This window comes from Spiroplasma ixodetis (genome assembly GCF_059729505.1).
This window is the reverse complement of the sequence record NZ_AP038353.1, coordinates 667,269-686,785: the sequence shown is the minus strand read 5'-3', so window position 1 is coordinate 686,785 and position 19,517 is coordinate 667,269. Positions and strand designations below refer to the sequence as shown.

Sequence of the window (19,517 nt, the reverse complement as noted above, 5' to 3'; positions counted from 1 at the left end):
ATTATGACTTATATTTATGATATTTTTAATAATAAATCACATATTATTATAAATTCACCAAAACCAGAAGATTTAAATAGTTCAAAAGATATATTAGCAATATTACTTTATGAATTTCCAACTTTAAATCCAAATTATGTTATTGTATAAAATCCACATGAAAGTTTTGATGTTTGTGTTGGAGATAATGTTAATTATAAAGGTAAAATACTTATTCAAATTAAAAAAAATACTAAATTATTAAAAGGAGAAAATAAACACGCCACAACAACATGTTGAGACTACACAATTGAATAATTATACTTTAATTAAATTAATAAGAATTGGAATAGCACCATTAAGTGCAATGATTGGTACAAGTGCTTATTATGGTCAATTAATAGGTAATCCAGTATTAGGAAGTATAAATGCTTTATTATTTTCGAAAAAATTAGGAATTGATATATGAAATTTAAATCAAATTACTAGTATTAAAACTAAATTATTAAATAGTTCTAAAAAAATATTACTAGGTTTAGGAACAATTGGTTTAGTTAACTATTCAAAGTTTGTTACCAATGATATTAATCCTAATCCAACAGAAAGTCCAACAACAGTAAATCCATTTCCACCAGATTTATTATTAAGTAATACTACTATTACCCATAATTATTTAATGGATTGAGATACATATATTTCTTTAAATAGTTATGGTATTTCAAATCTTATTAATGGAATTACAGAATTAATTCCTAATAGATTTGAAACAATAAGAAAGATTTGTAATATGGCTACTGGTGGATGTTTAATATCTTCTGGAGTTGCTATGGGCATTAATAATGATTTTAATAATGCTTATGCAATACCTACAATAATTGCTGGTGCATCTGAAATCATTTATAATTTATTACCTATGGAAACTACATATCATAATCAAGAAATGCAAAAAACAACATTTAATAATGAAACTTCAAGATTAATAAATGATAATACAAGTCAATATGGTAGTGATAATATGAGTGAAGTACCATTAAATTTTGATAATGCTTCATTAAATTGAGATTATAACCATATGAGTTTATAATGTTACCTTTAATTATTAGAATTATCTATTCTGCATTAGAAACTAATGATATTAGAACTGCAATTATTAGTTTATTAAAGTTATATAGTAAAAATCAAAGTTTAAAATCAGTTTTAGATAGTGAAAATGTTAATGAAGATGAACTTGACCAACCATATTCAACATTTAATCCAAATATTATTAAAAAACTTATTTCAATTCTAAAACCTAATGAATTAACAGAATTAAAAACTCAATTAGATAAATTAGTATTTAAACCTATAAATAAAATTAATAAGTTATTTAAAGAAAATGATAATCAAGAATCACAATCTAATGAAAAAAATAATAAAGATGATAAAGGTTGATTAATATTATAAGTTCATGATTTAAAAAAGGTTTATTTTATAAATCTAATCAGTCATTAAAAGTTGGAATATTACAAGGTTTATTTCAATCAGATACTTCTAAAAATAAACGTTGATATGGTGTATATACTTATCCAAATGTACCAGAAGAAACTTGAAATTTAATGAAAGTTCAAAAAGGTAAAAATTGTAATGGTGCTGGAACAATATTTTGAAAATATTTTTTAAGAGGGTTTTTACCAAGTCAAATACGTTTATATGTAAAGAAACAATTAAAAGAACAGAAAGGTATTAGTAAAGGTAAACAACGTTATAACGTTATTAAATCAATTAATATTAATGTTTTAAAAACAACTGCATTTATTAATAGATTAGAACGTGGATTTTTTAAACTTAAAGAATTTAAAACTTTACCAAAAACTGAATTAGGTAGTAGAGCATGAAGAGTAGAAAGAAAAGAATATTTAACTTTTCATAAAACTAATAATTTAAATAAAAATATTGGTATTTCAATTTATAAAAATAAAAGTAAATATAAAACATGAAAGTAGGTGATTATATGGATATAGATTTAACAAAACCAATTAAACCAATTGGTATATGAAATACTATTAATCCAATATCAAAAGATAATAAAGAATATAAAAGATTAAATAAGATTTGATTTAATAAAAATAGTACTCATATAGATAAAATTAAAATTTTAATATCAAATATTTTAAAAATAACAAGTCATATTATTGGTATGTTAATAACATTATTTTTTACAATAACACCTTGATTAATACCTAAAATACCAATATCAATGGGAATAGGTAATTATACTAATGAATATAATTTTACTTGACCTGACCATTTAATATTAACTTTATTTCCTATGTTTGGTCATATTGGATTAAATTTAGTTACTAAATTAGGTAATTATGGAAAATTAATTAAATATTTATTAATAACTATACCAATTATTATTACAAGTCCTTATTTAATATATCCATATAAAGAAATTAAAAAACATAAAGAAGAATGTCATTTACGTAAACAACATTCAAATAAAATACAATTGGAGGAATAAAAAATTAATTTTTCAATAGAATTAATATCAGCAGTAATAGGAGGAGCAGTTGCTAGTGGAATATGTATTACTTTAGCATTTCTATTATTTGGAAAATTAATTAAAAAATCAAAACAATCAAATTTAGCAAAAGAATTAAAACGTAATAAAGAATTAGAATTTATTACAGCAAATATTAAACAATTAAATACTCATTTACAATTAGAAACTACATCAACTGCTAAATTACTTGATAGTTTTAATGTAGATAAAGAACAAGTAGATAATTTTGTTTTATTACAAAAATCTAAAAAGAAAGAATTATCAGAAAAAGATAAACAAAAAGCAACTAAATTTAAAATTTAAAGGGTTTAAATACCTTTTATTTTTACATTAAGGAGTAAATTTTATTATGGCAATTAAAGAACCAATTTTATTTATAACAATTGAAGAATTTAAAAATTCTAAATATTTTAATTAATTATTATTTGATAAAGTAACTACTCCAGATAATGAAATTTGATTTGCAATATCTGTAGCAAGTAATAATATTGATTATTTAAGTAGTTTTACTATTTCAAAAAAATGACCAGAAATAACACCAACTGATTTTACAGATAATATTCAAACAGCAACTACTCATTATGTTAGATTTTTATTAACTAAAGATGTTGATTATTTACGTGGTCAAGGTGCAATTAGTCAAGGTGGATTAACTTATAGTGAAACTAATCCAGATGACCCATATTTTATACCTCCAGAAGTATTTAATTGTTTAAGAAAAATTAAAGAATATCCAAATATTAAAGGTTTTAATTTAAAAGGTATAGAATCACAAAAAAATAATTGATTTAATAAATTTATTTCAAATTATGGTGAAGATAGTTTATTAAATGCATATATACCATATACTAATATAAAATCATTAGATTCTAGAACTAAAATTACTATTAGTCATCCACAAAATTTATTAAGACCAATAGTTAATATTGATACTACTCGTATTAAAACAGATATTGATAATTCATTATGAGAAGTTGATAAAGAAAATCCTAATTTTATTGCTCCAAAAGATGATAAAGGTATTGATGTTAATGGTAGAAGACTTATTGATGTTGGTACACCTACATTTTTAACTGATGCAACCAATAAAGTATATGTTTATAATTTATTAGATAAAAAACAAGATAAATTAATTGCTGGCACTAATATAACTATTGATGAAAATAATAAAATTAGTGCTACTGGTGGTAAAGTAGATTTATCTGATTATTATAAAAAATCTGTTTTTATGAAAGGATATTTTACATATAAAGATGATAGAGACCAATTATGAATAAATGATGCTTCAAATAGTTCTCTTGCTATATCATTATTGCTTAATAATAATTATGATGGAAAATTAGAAACTACTGATAAAACTATTGCTGGTGCTATTAATGAAATTAATAAAAAACAACCAAGTCCAAGTGGTTCAAATTGAAAAGAAGTAGGAACAAAAGTTAATATAAATCATATTAAATATACTTTTAAATCAAATACTAAATATAAAATTTATTATAATTTTGAAAGTCAATCAAGTATTAAAAAATTTGCTTTTATTTGTAAAGAATTTTTATATGGTGAGTTAAATTAGTGAGGTTCAAACTTTGGATTGAGATAATATTAATGGTAGAATGATGCTTTCTTTACAGATGCAGAATGATACAATTGCTATTGTTAGTGACCCTACAAGATTTGGTCAACTTTTAAAATTAGAAGAATTACAGGAATAATATTATGAATAAAGAATTTACTTATTTACATGAAATTAGTTATTGATTATTAAATAAAAGTGATTTTACTCATAGTTAATATAATTTAAGTGGAAGTAGATATTCAAGTAAAACATATATTATTGCTGAAGAATTAGCAATATTATTTGCTATTTCAATTAAAAATAATAAATCAATTGCTATATATTGTTTTAGAAAATTAAATAAAGATATTAATGATTTAGTTAAAGAAATATATAATGCTTTAATAACAATTGGATTAAATGATTATAAAGATTTTAGTTTAAAATATCCAAATAAACAAGCAGATTTTCGTTTTAAAGGTAGTAAATCATTTATTAGAGTTATGAGTGTATATAGTAATTCAAATGATAGAATACCATTAAAGGGCTTTCTAGAAGTGAAATTAAAGGTTTTGATTTAGCAATTGAATGATGTGAAGAAGCAAATGAATTTAGTCAACAATAATTTCAAGCAATAACATTTGCATTAGGTAATGCTAAAAAAAGAATTAAAAGAAAAAGTTGTAATCCAGATAATATTTATCAATATTTTATTGAATATATGAATAAAATAGTACCTTTTAATTTAGAAATTATGAAAGAAAATAATGAACAAATTAAATCAGTATTTGATAATAATATATTTAAATTATTTCATTATTCAAATTGAAAAGTAAATTCTCATAATTTGACATTAGATATGATTAATGATTTAGAAGAATTAAAAGTATTAGACCTTATTAAAGCACAAAGTTGATATTATGGGGTACCTAGTATTCTTACTGGTGCTATATTTGCAAGATATTTAGATAAAGTAGGTACTAAATTAGATTTTAAAGTACAAAAATTAAGTGGTGGATTAGATATTGGTATGGCAACAAGTAGTAGTGGTCATCCTACTACTGCTTCATTATGATTTATTGGTGAAAATGATAAATGTAGAAGAGCGCATAAAGAAAGTGAATTTTATCATAGTAATGTTACTATGCAATATAAAGATACTGATACTTTAGCAAATGATATTATTAATTATTATATTAATGAAAGTAAACGTTATATAACAATGTTATTTGGTTTTATTTGTTATGTTGATTATGGTAATGGTGGATTAGTATTTATTGATGTTTTAAAAAGTTGAGTTAAAAAACGTAATATAACATGATTAAAATTTATAGCAGTAGATAAATCAATTTTATATTTAAATGATAGAATTGATTTTACAACAATTTGTATGCTTAAAAATATTATTAGTTTTAATTGAGAAAAATGTCCAGAAACTAAAAGACAATATAGTTTAATGCAATGATTAGATAAAAATAAATTAGATAGTAATAATAATGCTCTTAAAATGTTAGATTTACATGATGATACTTGAGATAGTGATATGTATGCTTTAATGCATGAAATGAAATGATTAATTAATGGTATTAATAATAAATTATTAATTAATAAAAATAAATTTAATGGTGATGAATTATGATAAATACAATGGAATATTTAAGTTGTGATAAAACAAACTGATATATTGATATACCTATGATTATTACTCAAAAATCAACTAAATTATGATTAGGTAAAGGTTTTTTATTTAATTCAAGTAAAAAATAAATATTAGATTATTTAAATGAAATTAATTTAAAAGATAAATGATTAGAAAAATTTTATAAATTTGGTTTACAAAATAGTTTAATGGGTAAAGTATTTATTATGATTATAATAAATGAAGATAATAGTAAATCACTTAAAATATTACCTAATAGTTTTTGTGGTAGAGTTGCTAAATATAATGAACAAGAACAATCAGCAGAATTTTATTTTATTAATGAACAAGCAGATAGTGCAACTTTAACATGAGTAACAATTCAAAATGGAAAAGTTAAATATGAAACATATAAAGATAATAATAAAGATATTATTTTAGGTTCTACAAGAACAAAATTAAAACCAAATATTATTCAATTAAAAATTTATGAAATTAAAAATCCATTTAATTATATACCTATTTTTGAAATAACTAATTTACCAATTATTAATTTATATGGTAATGCTACAACTTTAAATGCTTATCCAGATTGTACACCAGTATGAGATTTAATTTGAGATTTAAATCGTGTAATTAGACAAAAAAGATTAGAAAGAGAATTAAATGTTACTACTTTATTTGCTGCTTTAGATAATGAAACAGTTAAAGAAATGCAAGAAAATGGTAATATTATTGAAAATCCTAAAAAAGATATGTTTGTTAATGTTGGTAGTGCTGGTTATGATAAAAATGGTAATGGTGGTATGCAAATTATTCAAGGTAACCCTAAATTTAATGAATATTGATTAGATTATAATGGTACTGCTAAAGTAATATTTAATGGTGCTGGATATGATTATGATAAACATGGTAATGATGTTTATACTAATAAAACACAAAGTATGTTTAATAATAAATTTGATATGGAAACTACAGAAATAAAAATAGCATTTTATAGTGCTTATTTTTATCGTATATTTGATTTATTACTTATTAGTGAAAATTTATGAAATGGTATTGGAGAAAGACCTTATAGTTTTAAATTTATTCCAATTGCTATGACTGACCAAATAGTACAAGACCAAATTATTAATTCAAGATTAAATAATTGCACAATGACAATAATTGAAGCAATTGGTGAATATGATAATATTGACCAATTAATGGCTGAAAATAAATTAGAAAATATTATTAATGAAAATCAAAAAATAAATAAAGATTTAGGAGATAATTAAAATGAGCAGACATCAACAAATACAATTAATGAAACACGCTCACATGAGATTAAAAATGCAACAAATATTAATTAAAAGACAAAGTCATTGAAAAATATTTCCATTTATTATAAATAATGGTGCAATACCTTTAACTGAAACTGGTTATAAACCAATTAATAGTAAAATTAGTGATTTTGGTCAATATGAATTAATATTAACTGGTAATACTCCAGTTGTATGTATTTGAAAAAATAGTACAAAAATATATCAAAAAAATAAAGGTAAAATTGACCCAGTAACTCATAAAGTTACAGGTCAAGATGAATTTTATACAAAAGAATATAAAATTGGTGATTATTGAAATGATTATTTAATTGATGATACAAGTGGTGTTGATTTTAGTAATTTACCAAATAATCAAATATTTAAAACAGTACAAACTAAAAGACAATATATTTTAGTAATGTTTGAAGAACATATTACAATTGATGATTATTTACAATTTTTTGTTGTATTTAATGATGAAAATGAAAATATTGTTGGTAATAGTAGTAAAAATCAAGATAGACAATTATTATATATTTCAAATGTAACAAATTATTATAGTCCTTATAATGGTGCATTTAGTATGCAAGTATTAACTTTTAGTAGTTTAAATGATAGAGTAGTTGCAAGTGGTCAAAATACACTTGATTTTGTACAATATGCTTCACCAGGTAGTGGTTATGCTTTTACTACTATTGAAAAAGGAAAAGTAACTTTAAATCGTACCTTAATGTCTGATATAGGAGTAAGGTTTTCTCATAGACAATCATATGGATTAGAATTATTATCAAGTTGTTATTATTATGGAAGACCTATTATTCAAGGACAAGAACCAATACAACAAAATAATGAAGAAATATTTGAAAGTAAAGTATTTGCTTCAAGAAGATTATTTATTGCTGGTAATAATGAAAAATCTACAACTGATATTAAAAATAATGGTGGTTTACTTGCTGGTATAAATGATAAAATAACAAAAAGTAGTCATCCAGAAACTACATTTTATAATATTATGGATGCAAAACCTACTGGATTTACTAATTTTAAAATTTACAGGTAATGTTTAGTAATCTGTGTAACTTACAAAAATAACTATGTTTAATTAATTCTAGTAAATAAAATTAAATAACTAGAAAGAGTGAGTTACGTATGTCTAAAAAATAAAATATTAATAATAATGATTCAATATCAAAAGCAGTAGATTTATTATTATAAAATACTGAAGATTTAACAACCGTATTTAAAGAGAGAGGTTTATATAAAGAATTAACAAAAAGATTAGTTGAAAAAATGTTGAATTCTGAAATGCAAAATTATTTAGGATATGAAAAAAATCAACATAATAATAGTGATAATGCTCACAATGGTATAAATTCAAAAAAATTAATAACCCAACAAGGTAAAATTGAGATTAATGTACCACGAGATCGTAATAGTAATTTTGAGCCAGTAATAGTTGCAAAAAGACAAAGAAGATTTGATGGTTTTGATCAACAAGTTCTTTCATTATATGTCAAAGGCATGACTTTATCAGATATTAGAATGCAGTTACAAGAGTTATATCATGGTGCTGATATTAGTGAAAGTGTTATTAGTAAAATTACTGATGATGTTATTGATGATGTTAAAGCATGACAAAATCGGCCATTAGAAAGTGTTTATCAGATTGTTTATTTTGATTGTATAGTAGTTAAAGTACGACAAGATAAACGCATTATTAACAAATCAGTTTATATAGCATTAGGAGTTGATTTAGAAGGTAAAAAAGATTTTTTAGGTTTATGAATTAGTGAAAATGAAGGTTCTAAGTTTTGATTATCTAATTTCACAAAAATGAAAAATCGAGGCTTAAATGATATTCTTATTGCTTGTAGTGACAATTTAACAGGAATGTCAGAAGCAATACAATCAGTTTATCCTAAAACCGAACATCAATTATGCATAGTTCATCAAATTAGAAATAGTTTAAAATATGTTTCATACAAACATAGAAAATAACTAGTTACAGATTTAAAACCAATTTATAGTGCATGTAGTGAAGAACAAGCAATGCAAGCTTTAGAAACTTTTGAAATTAAATGAAATAAACAATATCCTCAAATTGCTAAATCGTGATATAAAAATTGAGATAATTTAATGGTTTTTATTATTTATCCTGCAGAAATCAAAAGAGTGATTTATACAACAAATGCTATTGAATCTGTTAATAGTCAATTACGAAAAGTTATTAGAAATAAAAAAGTTTTTCCAAATGATATGGAAGTTTTCAAAATATTTTACTTAGCAATTGAAAATATAACAAAAAAATGAACAACGCCCATTCAAAATTGAAATACAGCAATTGCTCATTTTATGATAAAATTTGAAGATAGAATTAATCTAAACTAGTAACTTTGTAAAACAAAGATACACAGATTATTAAAAAGCCTCATTTTACAGAATGATTAAAAACTTCATTAAATTTTCAAGATAATTTATTTGTAACAAAAGATTTTAAAGGTATGCTTGCTTTTGATAAAGATAAAGCAACTAAAAGTAATGGTACAGCAATTGGTAATGCTAAATTCTTTTGAGATAGTGAATGAAATATAAATAATTTAACGGGTAATTATAATGTTGATATGAGTAGTAATTTTAAATATAAAGACCCAGATACTCATTTAATTATTGGTAGTCCAACTGTTGATTATAGTAAAATATCACAAAAATATATGTATGCTATATTAAATTTTAATAGTGTAGTATTTTCACCATTAATACAAACGCCTTATGATAGTAATCAATGATTACCTTTTGCATTAAGTGATATTCCTTTAATTGGTAAATTATTAAATGCTTTAACATTAGGGATTTGAAGTAGTTTAGTTATTACTCAAAATGTTCAACAATATAAAAAAATGTTAGATTTTAATGGTTTTATGAGTGCATTTTTTACTAGTAATTTAGAAAGTATTATTGGTAATGGTGGTTTAATTCCATTAAATGCTTTTACAAATGATAATGATTTTACTATTGGTAAATTATTAGGAGCTAATGTTTCAACAACTGCTATGACTATGAAATTAAGTGATAGAGTAAGTGTTTATCCATGAGACCCTAATACTGGTAAAAAATTAACTACAAAGGAACAAATAAGTACAGTTGATTTATCACAAAAGAAAAATAATAAAGTTTATATTTTAGCAGAAGATACTGATTTTTTAGATATTGCTTCACCATTTACAAATGAAGATAAAGATTGTCAATGAAATCCTACAAGTAACGGAATTATTGATGGTTCAAATTATGCTTATATTATTGATACAATTGTAACTCAATCATTACATCAAGGTGAAGAAAGACATACATTTTATAATGATAATCCATTTACTTATCAAGGTGATTATAATGAAATATCAGTTGCTCGATTTCGTTATAATAATATGGGTGCTTTAACTGGTAATGCTTTTAATTGAACAACTTTATATAAATTAAATCATGATGAATATGAAGAAAGTGAAGAAACTACATTTTCATATCCAGCAAAAATATTACCACCAAGTCCACAAAATATAGCAAAAAAAATTGTTATTATTCCAGATTTAAAAATTGATATGACAACAAATGATGTATCATTAATTGATACAAGTTCGGTATCATATAAACCTAATTTTAATGTTTGACTTACTAATAATTCAAATAAATTAGATAATTATGAAGTTGATTTAAAATCATTATTAGACCCAACCTTATTAATTAACACTTTTAATGATTTAAAAAGATATTATAAATCAATAACTATTTATTACAATTATGTTATTGAAACAAAGGAAGAAATAAAAAATTCTCATGATAATAAATTAGTAGTATATTCTACAAACGAAACTTTTAGACCGGCAAAAAGTGAAAATATAAGTAAAAATATTGATTTAAAAGATTTAATATTAAGTAATAATAATCCAACAATTAATGAATATAAACAAGAATTTTTACATCCAAATGATAATAATGATGAAAATGGGTTAGCATATACTTATACTTATACTTATAGTAATAATAATTCAATGCCATATAATTTAACTGGTTATGAATTTAATCTATCAGTACATTTTGGAAATTTAGGAAGAACAGTAAATAAAAATTATGAAACAAATTCATGTATTGAGATGAGTATTATTGATAATAAAAATTTAAAATGAAATTTTTATTTACAAGCAAATTTAGGTAAAATTAAATGTATAAATGATTGAAAAAATAACTTAATATATACACACGGAAAAAGATATATCAGTAATATTAAAACTAGTATTTATAAAATAATCATGTTAATGATAAATTTTTTATGGAGTACTATTATATGAAAAATATGTTAAGAAAAATAAAATTCAAAGAAAAAAAACATGATTAATAGTTATTAGTTTTATTTATTTAAGGAAATTATCACCACATGTACTAGTGTGGAGGAAAAAATGAATTGAAATGAATTCAATAGCATATTTCAAAATGAAAACGATTGTTTGAAATATATAGCGAAGTTGAAAGTAATGAAATGTATCAGGTGTGCTTCTTCTAGTTTGAATACTTCTGATTTAAAAAGAATAAGATGTTTGAAATGTCATCAAACATTTAGTATTCTTCATGACACCATTTTTCACAAGTCACAAACACCTTTGACATCTTGGTTTTATCTCATCTTTAGATGAATAAACACAAAGCATGGTATACCATCAACAGATGTTGCTAGAGGAATTGGGTGTGACATATAAAACAGCTTGAAGAATGGATCATGAAATCAGAACTAGAATTTGGAATCAAGATGCAGGGTTCATTGATGATGGTACAGCACAGATGGATGAAATGTATCTTTCACATGTAGGTTTTATTCAACAAGGAAGATCCTTGTTGAATAAAACCTTGATTGTTGGAGTTTATGAGAAAACCAGCAACAAACTAATTGTGAAAGTATTGAAAAAAGCAGATGAGAAAAACCTTTTATGATTTGCATTGAAACACATTTCTACTGGGTGTTTTCTATTTACGGATTCTTGGAAGAAATATGGAAGTTTCAAAAAACTTCTATCACAAACATGAAATCGTAAATCATGAAGTTGGGTATTTGTCATCAACAGGTGTAAACACAAACCAGATTGAATCTGCATGAAAACACATCCGACGAACTTTCCGAACACACATAAAAGTTTCAAAACACAATATTCATTTATATGCAAAAGAAACTGCATATAAATTCAATAAGATACCTAGTTTTGAAACTATAATTTTGTGTTTGATTTAGATACATGTGGGGATAATTTCCTAGATAGGCTTTTATCTCCGTTTATGTGATAAAATTTAAAAATAGTACATAAAGGGATAAAATCCTTATTTAATTATATCTATTTATTATTTAGGAACATTAATCTATTGAGATAAATTTTATGATAATGTAAGTATTATTACTGATGATATGACTAAATATTTTAGTAGTGGCAGAATGTTTTTAATTAAAATGTTATCTTTGTGATTTGTAGTTTCTATTGGTTTTTTTATAGGTTGAGTAATTTTAAAAGTTACAAAAAATAAAATAAAAACTAATCAAAATAATATTCCTCCACAATCTTAAATATTAATGTATAATTTAGTCTAATATTTATCAAGGGTTATAGAGAAAGATAAGTATATAATTTTATTGTTATATTATTAGTAGGTTGGCGCCTAATTAAAAAGTTACCAATTAAGTTAACTTTTTTGTTTATATTTTTATAAACTTGTTATTTCTCTAATTTAATATTGGAGAAATTTTTAATTTATTTAAAATAAAATTATTTTACTTAATTGAATTTTATTTTATATTTTTAAATTTTAGGACATAAATTATTACCAGCATATAAACCAGTTGCAATTCCTGTAACACCACCTACTAATAAAGCAATAATAGTTCCTGCCCCAGGCACAATACTACCAATACCAGCACCAATTGCAAAACCACCTGCTGTAAAGACAGCTAAAGTAGGTCTAGTACACTGTGGACTTGGTTCATTTCTATATTGTCTTTTTGTTCTTTCATGAAATTTATTAATATTTTGTATATCATCATAATTTAAATTAGTCTTTGTCCCTTTTATATTGTTGTCATTTAATTTATTACCTCATTCTTGAGCTTGTAAATGTCTTTTATAAATCATTTCAACAACTTCGTCTTTTTGTTGTTGTTCTGTTTTTTGTAAATTTTGAATATTAGTAAAATTTGTTTCATTACTATTAGTAATATTTGCTATTTGCATTATTTACTCCTTATTTAAATAATATCAACCAATTAATAATGAATCTGCTTCATCATGATTAGTAATATTAAAATCTCATTCATTTTCTGAAATAATGATTTGTGCCATTGCTAATGATGTTTTTTTTGTTCATTTTTCATTTTTAATATCTAAATATGCTCCAAAAGGTCTATTTTTATATCATTTCTTTCACGTCAGATTATGAACTAACATATCTTTTGTTATTAATTTATTAAATCAACCAGCAATAAATCCTCTTAAATGTTCAAATGTTTCTTTACATTTACCTTTATTAATAAAACCTTGCTCAATACATAAAGATAATTGTTCTCAATATAAACCATTAACTTTATTTAAAATAATATTATGTATCAATTCCATATAATTTTCATAATTATAATTTTTAAAACTATAACTATTTATTCAAATTGGTTTTTTATTTTCTCATAAAGTAAATCCAGTATTTTTAATACTTGGGTCAATTGAAAGTAAATAATTAGTCATTATCATTTTTTCAAAGAATATATGTTGTTATTAATTTATTTTTTTCATTAATTTTTGGTAATTCACTATTATTAATATCTAATAATTTATTTTGAAATTCTAATGTTTGTTTTAATTCTTTTATTTGATTATTTAAATTTTCAAATTTTCTTTCTAATTTTTGTTTTTCATACTTTTTTCTTTCAACTTTTAAATCATTCTTTTTAATAAATTTATTTTCTTTTTTCTTAAAAACTCAATCTACTATTTTATTTCTTAAATTATTTTATGGAATACTAATATAACCTAAACCAATAGAAACAGTTACTAATACTGGTTTAATAGAACTAATTCCTAAAATTATAATAGTTGGAATTAAACCTAATGTTGTACTAAATATTATACATCCAGTAATTACCATAAATTTTAAAATTCATCATATATATTTTTTCATTTTATTTATTCTCCTTATTTTTAGTTAAATTATTAACTATTATTTTTAAACAATTCATACATCAATAATTTGTTAATAAAATTCTTTTATTACAATATTTACATTTATTCATAATTTCTATACTCATTTTTATTATTATTTTTTAAATTTTTAAATCTTTCACGAATTTCTTTAAATTTATCAAATAATACTTTTAAATAATTTTCACCCATTAATATTAAAAAATCTTTATTATTATTTGGATTTAATCTTTCCATATCTTCTCTTATACATTCATCAAATAAAACTGTATTTGTAATCATATATTTTTCAAAATAATCTAATTGTTTTTCACTTGGTTCTCATTTTTCATTAGATACTTTTATATTACTAGTATAATTTTGTGATTTATTAGTTATAATTAAATTAACATTATCATTATCTGGGTCAAGTTCATCTTCACTTAATAAAAGTAAATTCATTAAAAAATATCTATAAGCATAAGTTTCTGCACTACCTTTTGCTTTTGCTATATCTGTATTTTTAGCACAAGCAAGTATATCAAAATATTTAATTTCTTTATCATTATCTAAATCAATAATTGTATATCTTTTAAAATAAGTTATTTCTACTTCTTTAGTATCTAAATAATTTATTTTTCTATCAGTTGTTAATATATCTTCATGTGTAATCACAATATTTAATTCTTTACATAATAATTTAAATTTATTAAAAATATCACTTAATAATCAATATTTATAATTTCCAAATTTATTAAAATCATTTTTAGATGTACTACCAATTTCTAATTGTAATTTAAGTATTTTTTTATATAAATTATTCATTATAATCACTCTTTCTATTTTTTGTTTTTTTAATTGCATTTTTAATTAAATTTCTTACAAATTCAGATACAGTTATATTTTTTTCTTTACAAAATTCTTTTAAGTTTTGAAATTCTAATTCTCTAAATCTAATTATTAATATTTTATTTAATAATTATTCTTTAGATATATTTTTAGGTGACATTATTTATTCACTACTTTCTTTTTTAAAAGTATTTTTAATACTTTCACCATATAGACCATTTTCAATATCTTGAAAAAATTGTTGTAAATTATTTTTTATTTCTTGAAAAATTTTATTTTTCATTATTTTTACACTCCTTTAAAATTTTCTAATTGTAATTCATTAATATAATATTCATATAAGTAATCTCAATTATTTGATGTTAAATACATATCTTCTTCAATCATGTCATTAATACATTTATTACAATAATAATTATTATCAATTCCATGTAATTCAGAAAATCATATATATTTTTCATTATGTATATTACATTTCATCATTATTACTCATTAATTTATAAAAACATTTATTACAAGTTCTATTTCCATATGATGAATTTTTATGACAAATATTACATGAACCTTTAATTCTATATTCTCTAGATTCCATAATTATTTATCCCTTTCAATAATTTTTAATATTTCTTGTATTTCAATATATTTTTGATTTTTTAATAATTTTTCATTACATATTTTTTTTATTAATTCTATTTTTTCAACATTTAATAACATATTTAATTTCCTTTAATACTTTAAATAAAATGTTTTTTTTCATTATGAGTTTCTATATTTTTCATTGGTGTAATAATATAATTTATTGCTAAATCATTATGTTTATATGGATTATTGATTTTAAAACTTTTCATATCTTGTTCTCATGTAATGTTATATTTAAAACATTCTTGATTTTTATCATTTTTAAAAATATAATAACTATTATATTTTTCATAAAATTCACAAGATATTAATTCATTTTCATTTGTATTAATATTTGGAATATTTTTAATATATTTTAAAATATCACTATCTTTAACACTTTCAATATCTTTTGTTATTGATTTTTTACCTAATTTATAATAAAAATCTTCAATTATTTTTAATGCTATTTTTTTATTTTTTTCATCAATAATAGTATCTTTAATAGGAAATCATGTTTCATATTCACCAATTTCTAATAACATACCTTTAGTTGTTTATTTTAATTTTATTTTTAATATCTAAATTAACATTAATCATTACGTATCCTTTCTATGTATAAGCCTTTTATCACCTACAGTGATAAAAGGCTTATATACTACTAACTAAACTTATCTACTATACGTAAGGCTTATGCTACTGTAAGTAGCAAATCCTTGGAGGGTAGGGGTTCTAGGGGAAGGGAACCAAAAAATATCAAGTTGTAAAAGAGTAACACAAAAATTACTATTGGTTAATTCCAGCACAATAGCCTAAATAATTTTTATTTAGTTATGGAATAATTAATTACTTTAATAAAGTGCTGGTTTAATAAAATAATTAATTATAATTGTTTAACAATTAAAAAATGAGAGTATTATCTCTCATTTAACTTATTTTTAAATATAACCATTAACTTTATACGACCACTAATGAAACACAATTATTGAATAATAATGCATCTGAAATTAGTGACAAAGAGCGTGATAGTTGAATTAATAAAGTTGGAATTTGATTTGGTGCTTTATTTTATAATAGAATGGGACAAACTGTAGTACAAGGTGCTTATACTAAAAGTCCATATTTCATTCGTCAAAATATTGCTAAAGCTTATAGTGATTCCAATGCTCCTTTTAATGTTGCTTTTAATGTTGTGCCTTTTGATAAAGAAACTGATGAATTAGGAACTTACTTTATTGGTACTCCTGAAAAATTATTTAAACAAAATAAGTATTTATTGAAAGTTTTTGGTTTACAAAATCAACAACAGTTAGGCAAACCTTCAATGATGAAATTATATGATGCTGGTGGTTCTTCATTAAATCCAATTTTAGAACAAGAAAATAGTGATGATAGTATTAGTCTTGTTATTAATCAAACGATTGCTAAACAATTAAATTTAAAAATAAATGATAAATTTAAAATGAGTAGTAATGGTAATACTATGAAATTTAAAGATAATAATAAATTGAAACCTTTTGATTTGGATAAAATTAATATTGATAACATTGTTGGTGATAGTAAAAATGTTAATAATGTAACATTATTAAAACAACAAACTGGTTATACACAAGTTGATGAGTTAAAGGATGGGGCTTATGATAATATGGGTATTAATGCTACAAATATGTTAAAAGAAGTTGCTGCTGGTAAGGTTGTTAATTCTTATAATGATAAGATAAGTTCTAAAACAACAACGTATAAAGTGGTTGGTATATATAATGGTTATGGTCAACCTAATGGTTATATTAGTAAAACTAATGCTGATAAAGTTTTATCATTTAATAAAACAAAAAAATTTTTATTTTTATTATTTAAAAAAGAATGAGAAGACAAAAAAAACAACTTGTGATGTTGATTTTGGTAAATTAAAATCATTTAATGAATATCAAAATTTTCTTAATCAATTAAATGATCCCGTTATTTTTAAACTTAATCAAGTATTTGAAAATGAAAATCCAATCTTTAATTTTAAATTTTCAAATTCGCAATCATTACCAGATATAACTAATTCATTTTCAACTTCGCAAATGTATGGAGATTACAGTGCTTTTGGTTTAAATGGTGGTACTGATGGGCTGCTCTGGTACTTATCAAGGTTATGGTGCAGGTAGTGCTGTTAATATTACGCCACAAGATATCCATCATCAGTTATTAAATCAAATTACTGCTTTAGTTGATACAGTATTGGTTGCATTTATTATCTTTTCATTAATCATTTCGTTCATTATTATTTTATTAACAAGTAATTTAGTAATTTATGAAAATCGTAAAACAATAGCAACAATGAAAACACTTGGTTATAGTGATGCAAAAATAACTAATATTGTTATTGGTATGTATTTACCAGTGATTGCTGTTATGTTTGTTATTGGTTTTCCCGTAGGATGAATAATTAATAAGTTTATTCTTAACTATTTAGCTGCTAATACAACATGGGTTTTACCGTTATTATTTGTTTGATGATTACCACTTGTGGTTGGTTTAATTGTCTTTGGTATTTATGCAACAACCTTTATTATTGATTGATATGCCATGAAGAAGATTAATCCAATTAAAACTTTAAATGAAATTGATTAAAGACAGAAGGGAATAAAAACATGAAAAATGATAAAAAAAACTAAAAATTCAAGTGAACAAGTAACCAAAAATAAGTTAGAATCTAGTTTTACAAAGAAGTCAGTATCTAAAAATGAAGGTGCAATACCGCCAGTAACACATAAATCTCATGATAAACAAGAATCAAAGGAAGAAATAGAAGCTAATAAAGACAAATTGCAATCTTTTAAAGATAATCAAAAAGCAATTAAAAAATTAACAAAAAATCATTCAAAAGAAATTTTAGCAGGTAAAATTATATCAATGACTAATAATACTCCTGATACTCAAACTAATGTTATTGAATTATTTGATGTTAAAAAATCTTACTTAACTGGAGACTTAGAATATGAAGTATTAAAAGAAGTTAATTTAAAAATTAAATTAGGTGATTTTGTTGTTATCTTAGGACCATCGGGAAGTGGTAAGACAACATTATTAAATATTATTTCGGGATTGGATAAACCTAATAATGGTGATGTTTTTGTGGCGGGATACAATTTATCTTTATTAAAAGATAGTCATTTAACTAAATTTAGACGAGATAATGTTGGTTTTATTTTTCAACAATACAATTTATTAACTAACTTAACTGCTCGTGAAAATGCTGAAGTTGGTGAAAATCTTGCTAAAAATAAAAAATATGAGTATTGATGATATTTTTCAAGTTATTGAAATGGATGAACATATGAATAAATTTCCAAGTCAATTATCAGGTGGACAACAACAAAGAGTATCGATTGGTAGAGCACTAGCAAAAAATCCGAAAATTTTATTTTGTGATGAGCCAACAGGAGCACTTGATGAGGAAATGGGGCGTAAGATATTAGAGATTTTATTGGATGTTAATCGAGAATATAAAACATCAATTATTATGGTCACTCATAATCCTAACTTTCAATATGTTGCAAATACTGTTATTAACGTTAAAAATGGTAAAATTATTAGTGTAAATAATAATGAAAAACCAATGAAACCAAATGAAATAAATTGATCATAAGAAAAGGGTATAGATGGGGGTTGATTTAATAAATACTTGTATAAAAAAAATATTAAATTATAAGAATCTAATAGAAAATACTATATTTTATTTAGTTTAATTATTTTTTAGAAAGAAAAAGGTGCAAGGTAATGAGCATTAGTTTAATTACATTTATTATATGAATATGTTTAGTAATTTGAATAGTATTTTTAA

General features: G+C 22.4%; 24 protein-coding genes and 2 pseudogenes. 18 read left to right on the top strand and 8 right to left on the bottom strand.

Annotation, left to right across the window (positions count from 1 at the left end):
- Positions 1-3: 3 nt before the first annotated feature.
- The 5 genes from AC6I4F_RS04540 to AC6I4F_RS04520 all read left to right on the top strand — a co-directional run bounded on the left by AC6I4F_RS04540 (position 4) and on the right by AC6I4F_RS04520 (position 2,482).
- The gene (locus AC6I4F_RS04540) at positions 4-150 is read left to right on the top strand and encodes a hypothetical protein (RefSeq protein ID WP_497874577.1); all 147 of its coding nucleotides are present in this window, start codon (positions 4-6) and stop codon (positions 148-150) included.
- A gap of 139 nt (positions 151-289) precedes the next feature.
- On the top strand, positions 290-1,063 hold the full coding sequence (locus AC6I4F_RS04535; protein WP_497874576.1) for a hypothetical protein: 774 nt from the start codon (positions 290-292) through the stop codon (positions 1,061-1,063).
- A complete protein-coding gene (locus AC6I4F_RS04530) occupies positions 1,063-1,422 on the top strand; it encodes a hypothetical protein (RefSeq protein WP_497874575.1) in 360 nt (119 codons plus the stop codon). Before AC6I4F_RS04535 ends, AC6I4F_RS04530 begins: the two co-directional genes overlap by 1 nt.
- Complete coding sequence (locus AC6I4F_RS04525) at positions 1,407-1,961, top strand: hypothetical protein (protein WP_497874574.1); 555 nt, start codon at positions 1,407-1,409, stop codon at positions 1,959-1,961. Before AC6I4F_RS04530 ends, AC6I4F_RS04525 begins: the two co-directional genes overlap by 16 nt.
- An 8-nt stretch (positions 1,962-1,969) precedes the next feature.
- Positions 1,970-2,482 (top strand): hypothetical protein, encoded by a 513-nt coding sequence (locus AC6I4F_RS04520; protein WP_497874573.1) that lies wholly within the window; start codon positions 1,970-1,972, stop codon positions 2,480-2,482.
- 849 nt (positions 2,483-3,331) lie between these two features.
- Here the strand turns inward: AC6I4F_RS04520 and AC6I4F_RS04515 are convergent.
- Complete coding sequence (locus AC6I4F_RS04515) at positions 3,332-3,610, bottom strand: hypothetical protein (protein ID WP_497874572.1); 279 nt, start codon at positions 3,608-3,610, stop codon at positions 3,332-3,334.
- A gap of 142 nt (positions 3,611-3,752) precedes the next feature.
- Between AC6I4F_RS04515 and AC6I4F_RS04510 the strand changes: the two genes are divergently transcribed.
- The 10 genes and pseudogenes from AC6I4F_RS04510 to AC6I4F_RS04465 all read left to right on the top strand — a co-directional run bounded on the left by AC6I4F_RS04510 (position 3,753) and on the right by AC6I4F_RS04465 (position 12,245).
- Positions 3,753-4,097, top strand: coding sequence for a hypothetical protein (locus AC6I4F_RS04510; RefSeq protein ID WP_497874571.1), 345 nt, complete (start codon positions 3,753-3,755; stop codon positions 4,095-4,097).
- Positions 4,098-4,110: 13 nt separating this feature from the next.
- On the top strand, positions 4,111-4,236 hold the full coding sequence (locus AC6I4F_RS04505) for a hypothetical protein (protein ID WP_497874570.1): 126 nt from the start codon (positions 4,111-4,113) through the stop codon (positions 4,234-4,236).
- 564 nt (positions 4,237-4,800) lie between these two features.
- Positions 4,801-5,721 (top strand): hypothetical protein, encoded by a 921-nt coding sequence (locus AC6I4F_RS04500; protein WP_497874569.1) that lies wholly within the window; start codon positions 4,801-4,803, stop codon positions 5,719-5,721.
- Entirely contained in the window at positions 5,715-5,846 is a 132-nt protein-coding gene (locus tag AC6I4F_RS04495; RefSeq protein WP_497874568.1) for a hypothetical protein, read from the top strand. The genes AC6I4F_RS04500 and AC6I4F_RS04495 overlap by 7 nt, the downstream gene beginning before the upstream one ends.
- A gap of 81 nt (positions 5,847-5,927) precedes the next feature.
- Positions 5,928-6,995 carry a hypothetical protein gene (locus AC6I4F_RS04490; RefSeq protein ID WP_497874567.1) on the top strand — a complete coding sequence of 356 codons (1,068 nt, stop codon included), beginning with the start codon at positions 5,928-5,930 and terminating at the stop codon, positions 6,993-6,995.
- 1 nt (position 6,996) lies between these two features.
- On the top strand, positions 6,997-8,082 hold the full coding sequence (locus AC6I4F_RS04485; protein ID WP_497874566.1) for a hypothetical protein: 1,086 nt from the start codon (positions 6,997-6,999) through the stop codon (positions 8,080-8,082).
- Positions 8,083-8,249: 167 nt separating this feature from the next.
- Positions 8,250-9,410: pseudogene (locus tag AC6I4F_RS04480) on the top strand (IS256 family transposase).
- 113 nt (positions 9,411-9,523) lie between these two features.
- Entirely contained in the window at positions 9,524-11,374 is a 1,851-nt protein-coding gene (locus AC6I4F_RS04475) for a hypothetical protein (RefSeq protein ID WP_497874565.1), read from the top strand.
- Between the two features lie 96 nt (positions 11,375-11,470).
- Complete coding sequence (locus AC6I4F_RS04470; RefSeq protein ID WP_497874564.1) at positions 11,471-11,767, top strand: hypothetical protein; 297 nt, start codon at positions 11,471-11,473, stop codon at positions 11,765-11,767.
- The gene (locus AC6I4F_RS04465) at positions 11,736-12,245 is read left to right on the top strand and encodes a transposase (protein WP_497874563.1); all 510 of its coding nucleotides are present in this window, start codon (positions 11,736-11,738) and stop codon (positions 12,243-12,245) included. The genes AC6I4F_RS04470 and AC6I4F_RS04465 overlap by 32 nt, the downstream gene beginning before the upstream one ends.
- Positions 12,246-12,853: 608 nt before the next feature.
- Here the strand turns inward: AC6I4F_RS04465 and AC6I4F_RS04460 are convergent.
- The 7 genes from AC6I4F_RS04460 to AC6I4F_RS04430 form a co-directional block, all read right to left on the bottom strand.
- Entirely contained in the window at positions 12,854-13,282 is a 429-nt protein-coding gene (locus AC6I4F_RS04460; RefSeq protein WP_497874562.1) for a hypothetical protein, read from the bottom strand.
- Between the two features lie 3 nt (positions 13,283-13,285).
- Positions 13,286-13,786, bottom strand: a complete 501-nt coding sequence (locus AC6I4F_RS04455; protein WP_497874561.1) for a hypothetical protein — start codon at positions 13,784-13,786, stop codon at positions 13,286-13,288.
- A 265-nt stretch (positions 13,787-14,051) separates the two neighbouring features.
- Positions 14,052-14,219: a hypothetical protein gene (locus AC6I4F_RS04450; protein WP_497874560.1), complete on the bottom strand. Its 168-nt coding sequence runs from the start codon at positions 14,217-14,219 to the stop codon at positions 14,052-14,054.
- Between the two features lie 104 nt (positions 14,220-14,323).
- The gene (locus AC6I4F_RS04445; protein ID WP_497874559.1) at positions 14,324-15,043 is read right to left on the bottom strand and encodes an ERF family protein; all 720 of its coding nucleotides are present in this window, start codon (positions 15,041-15,043) and stop codon (positions 14,324-14,326) included.
- Between the two features lie 312 nt (positions 15,044-15,355).
- On the bottom strand, positions 15,356-15,547 hold the full coding sequence (locus tag AC6I4F_RS04440) for a hypothetical protein (protein ID WP_338977477.1): 192 nt from the start codon (positions 15,545-15,547) through the stop codon (positions 15,356-15,358).
- The gene (locus tag AC6I4F_RS04435) at positions 15,537-15,659 is read right to left on the bottom strand and encodes a hypothetical protein (protein WP_497874558.1); all 123 of its coding nucleotides are present in this window, start codon (positions 15,657-15,659) and stop codon (positions 15,537-15,539) included. Before AC6I4F_RS04435 ends, AC6I4F_RS04440 begins: the two co-directional genes overlap by 11 nt.
- A gap of 142 nt (positions 15,660-15,801) precedes the next feature.
- Positions 15,802-16,230 (bottom strand): hypothetical protein, encoded by a 429-nt coding sequence (locus AC6I4F_RS04430; protein WP_497874557.1) that lies wholly within the window; start codon positions 16,228-16,230, stop codon positions 15,802-15,804.
- A gap of 440 nt (positions 16,231-16,670) precedes the next feature.
- Here AC6I4F_RS04430 and AC6I4F_RS04425 point away from each other — a divergent pair, with 440 nt between their 5' ends.
- The 3 genes and pseudogenes from AC6I4F_RS04425 to AC6I4F_RS04415 all read left to right on the top strand — a co-directional run bounded on the left by AC6I4F_RS04425 (position 16,671) and on the right by AC6I4F_RS04415 (position 19,322).
- Positions 16,671-17,591, top strand: coding sequence for a hypothetical protein (locus AC6I4F_RS04425; protein ID WP_497874556.1), 921 nt, complete (start codon positions 16,671-16,673; stop codon positions 17,589-17,591).
- A gap of 206 nt (positions 17,592-17,797) precedes the next feature.
- A complete protein-coding gene (locus tag AC6I4F_RS04420; RefSeq protein ID WP_497874555.1) occupies positions 17,798-18,304 on the top strand; it encodes an FtsX-like permease family protein in 507 nt (168 codons plus the stop codon).
- Between the two features lie 174 nt (positions 18,305-18,478).
- A pseudogene (locus AC6I4F_RS04415) lies at positions 18,479-19,322 on the top strand (ABC transporter ATP-binding protein).
- Positions 19,323-19,517 lie beyond the last annotated feature (195 nt).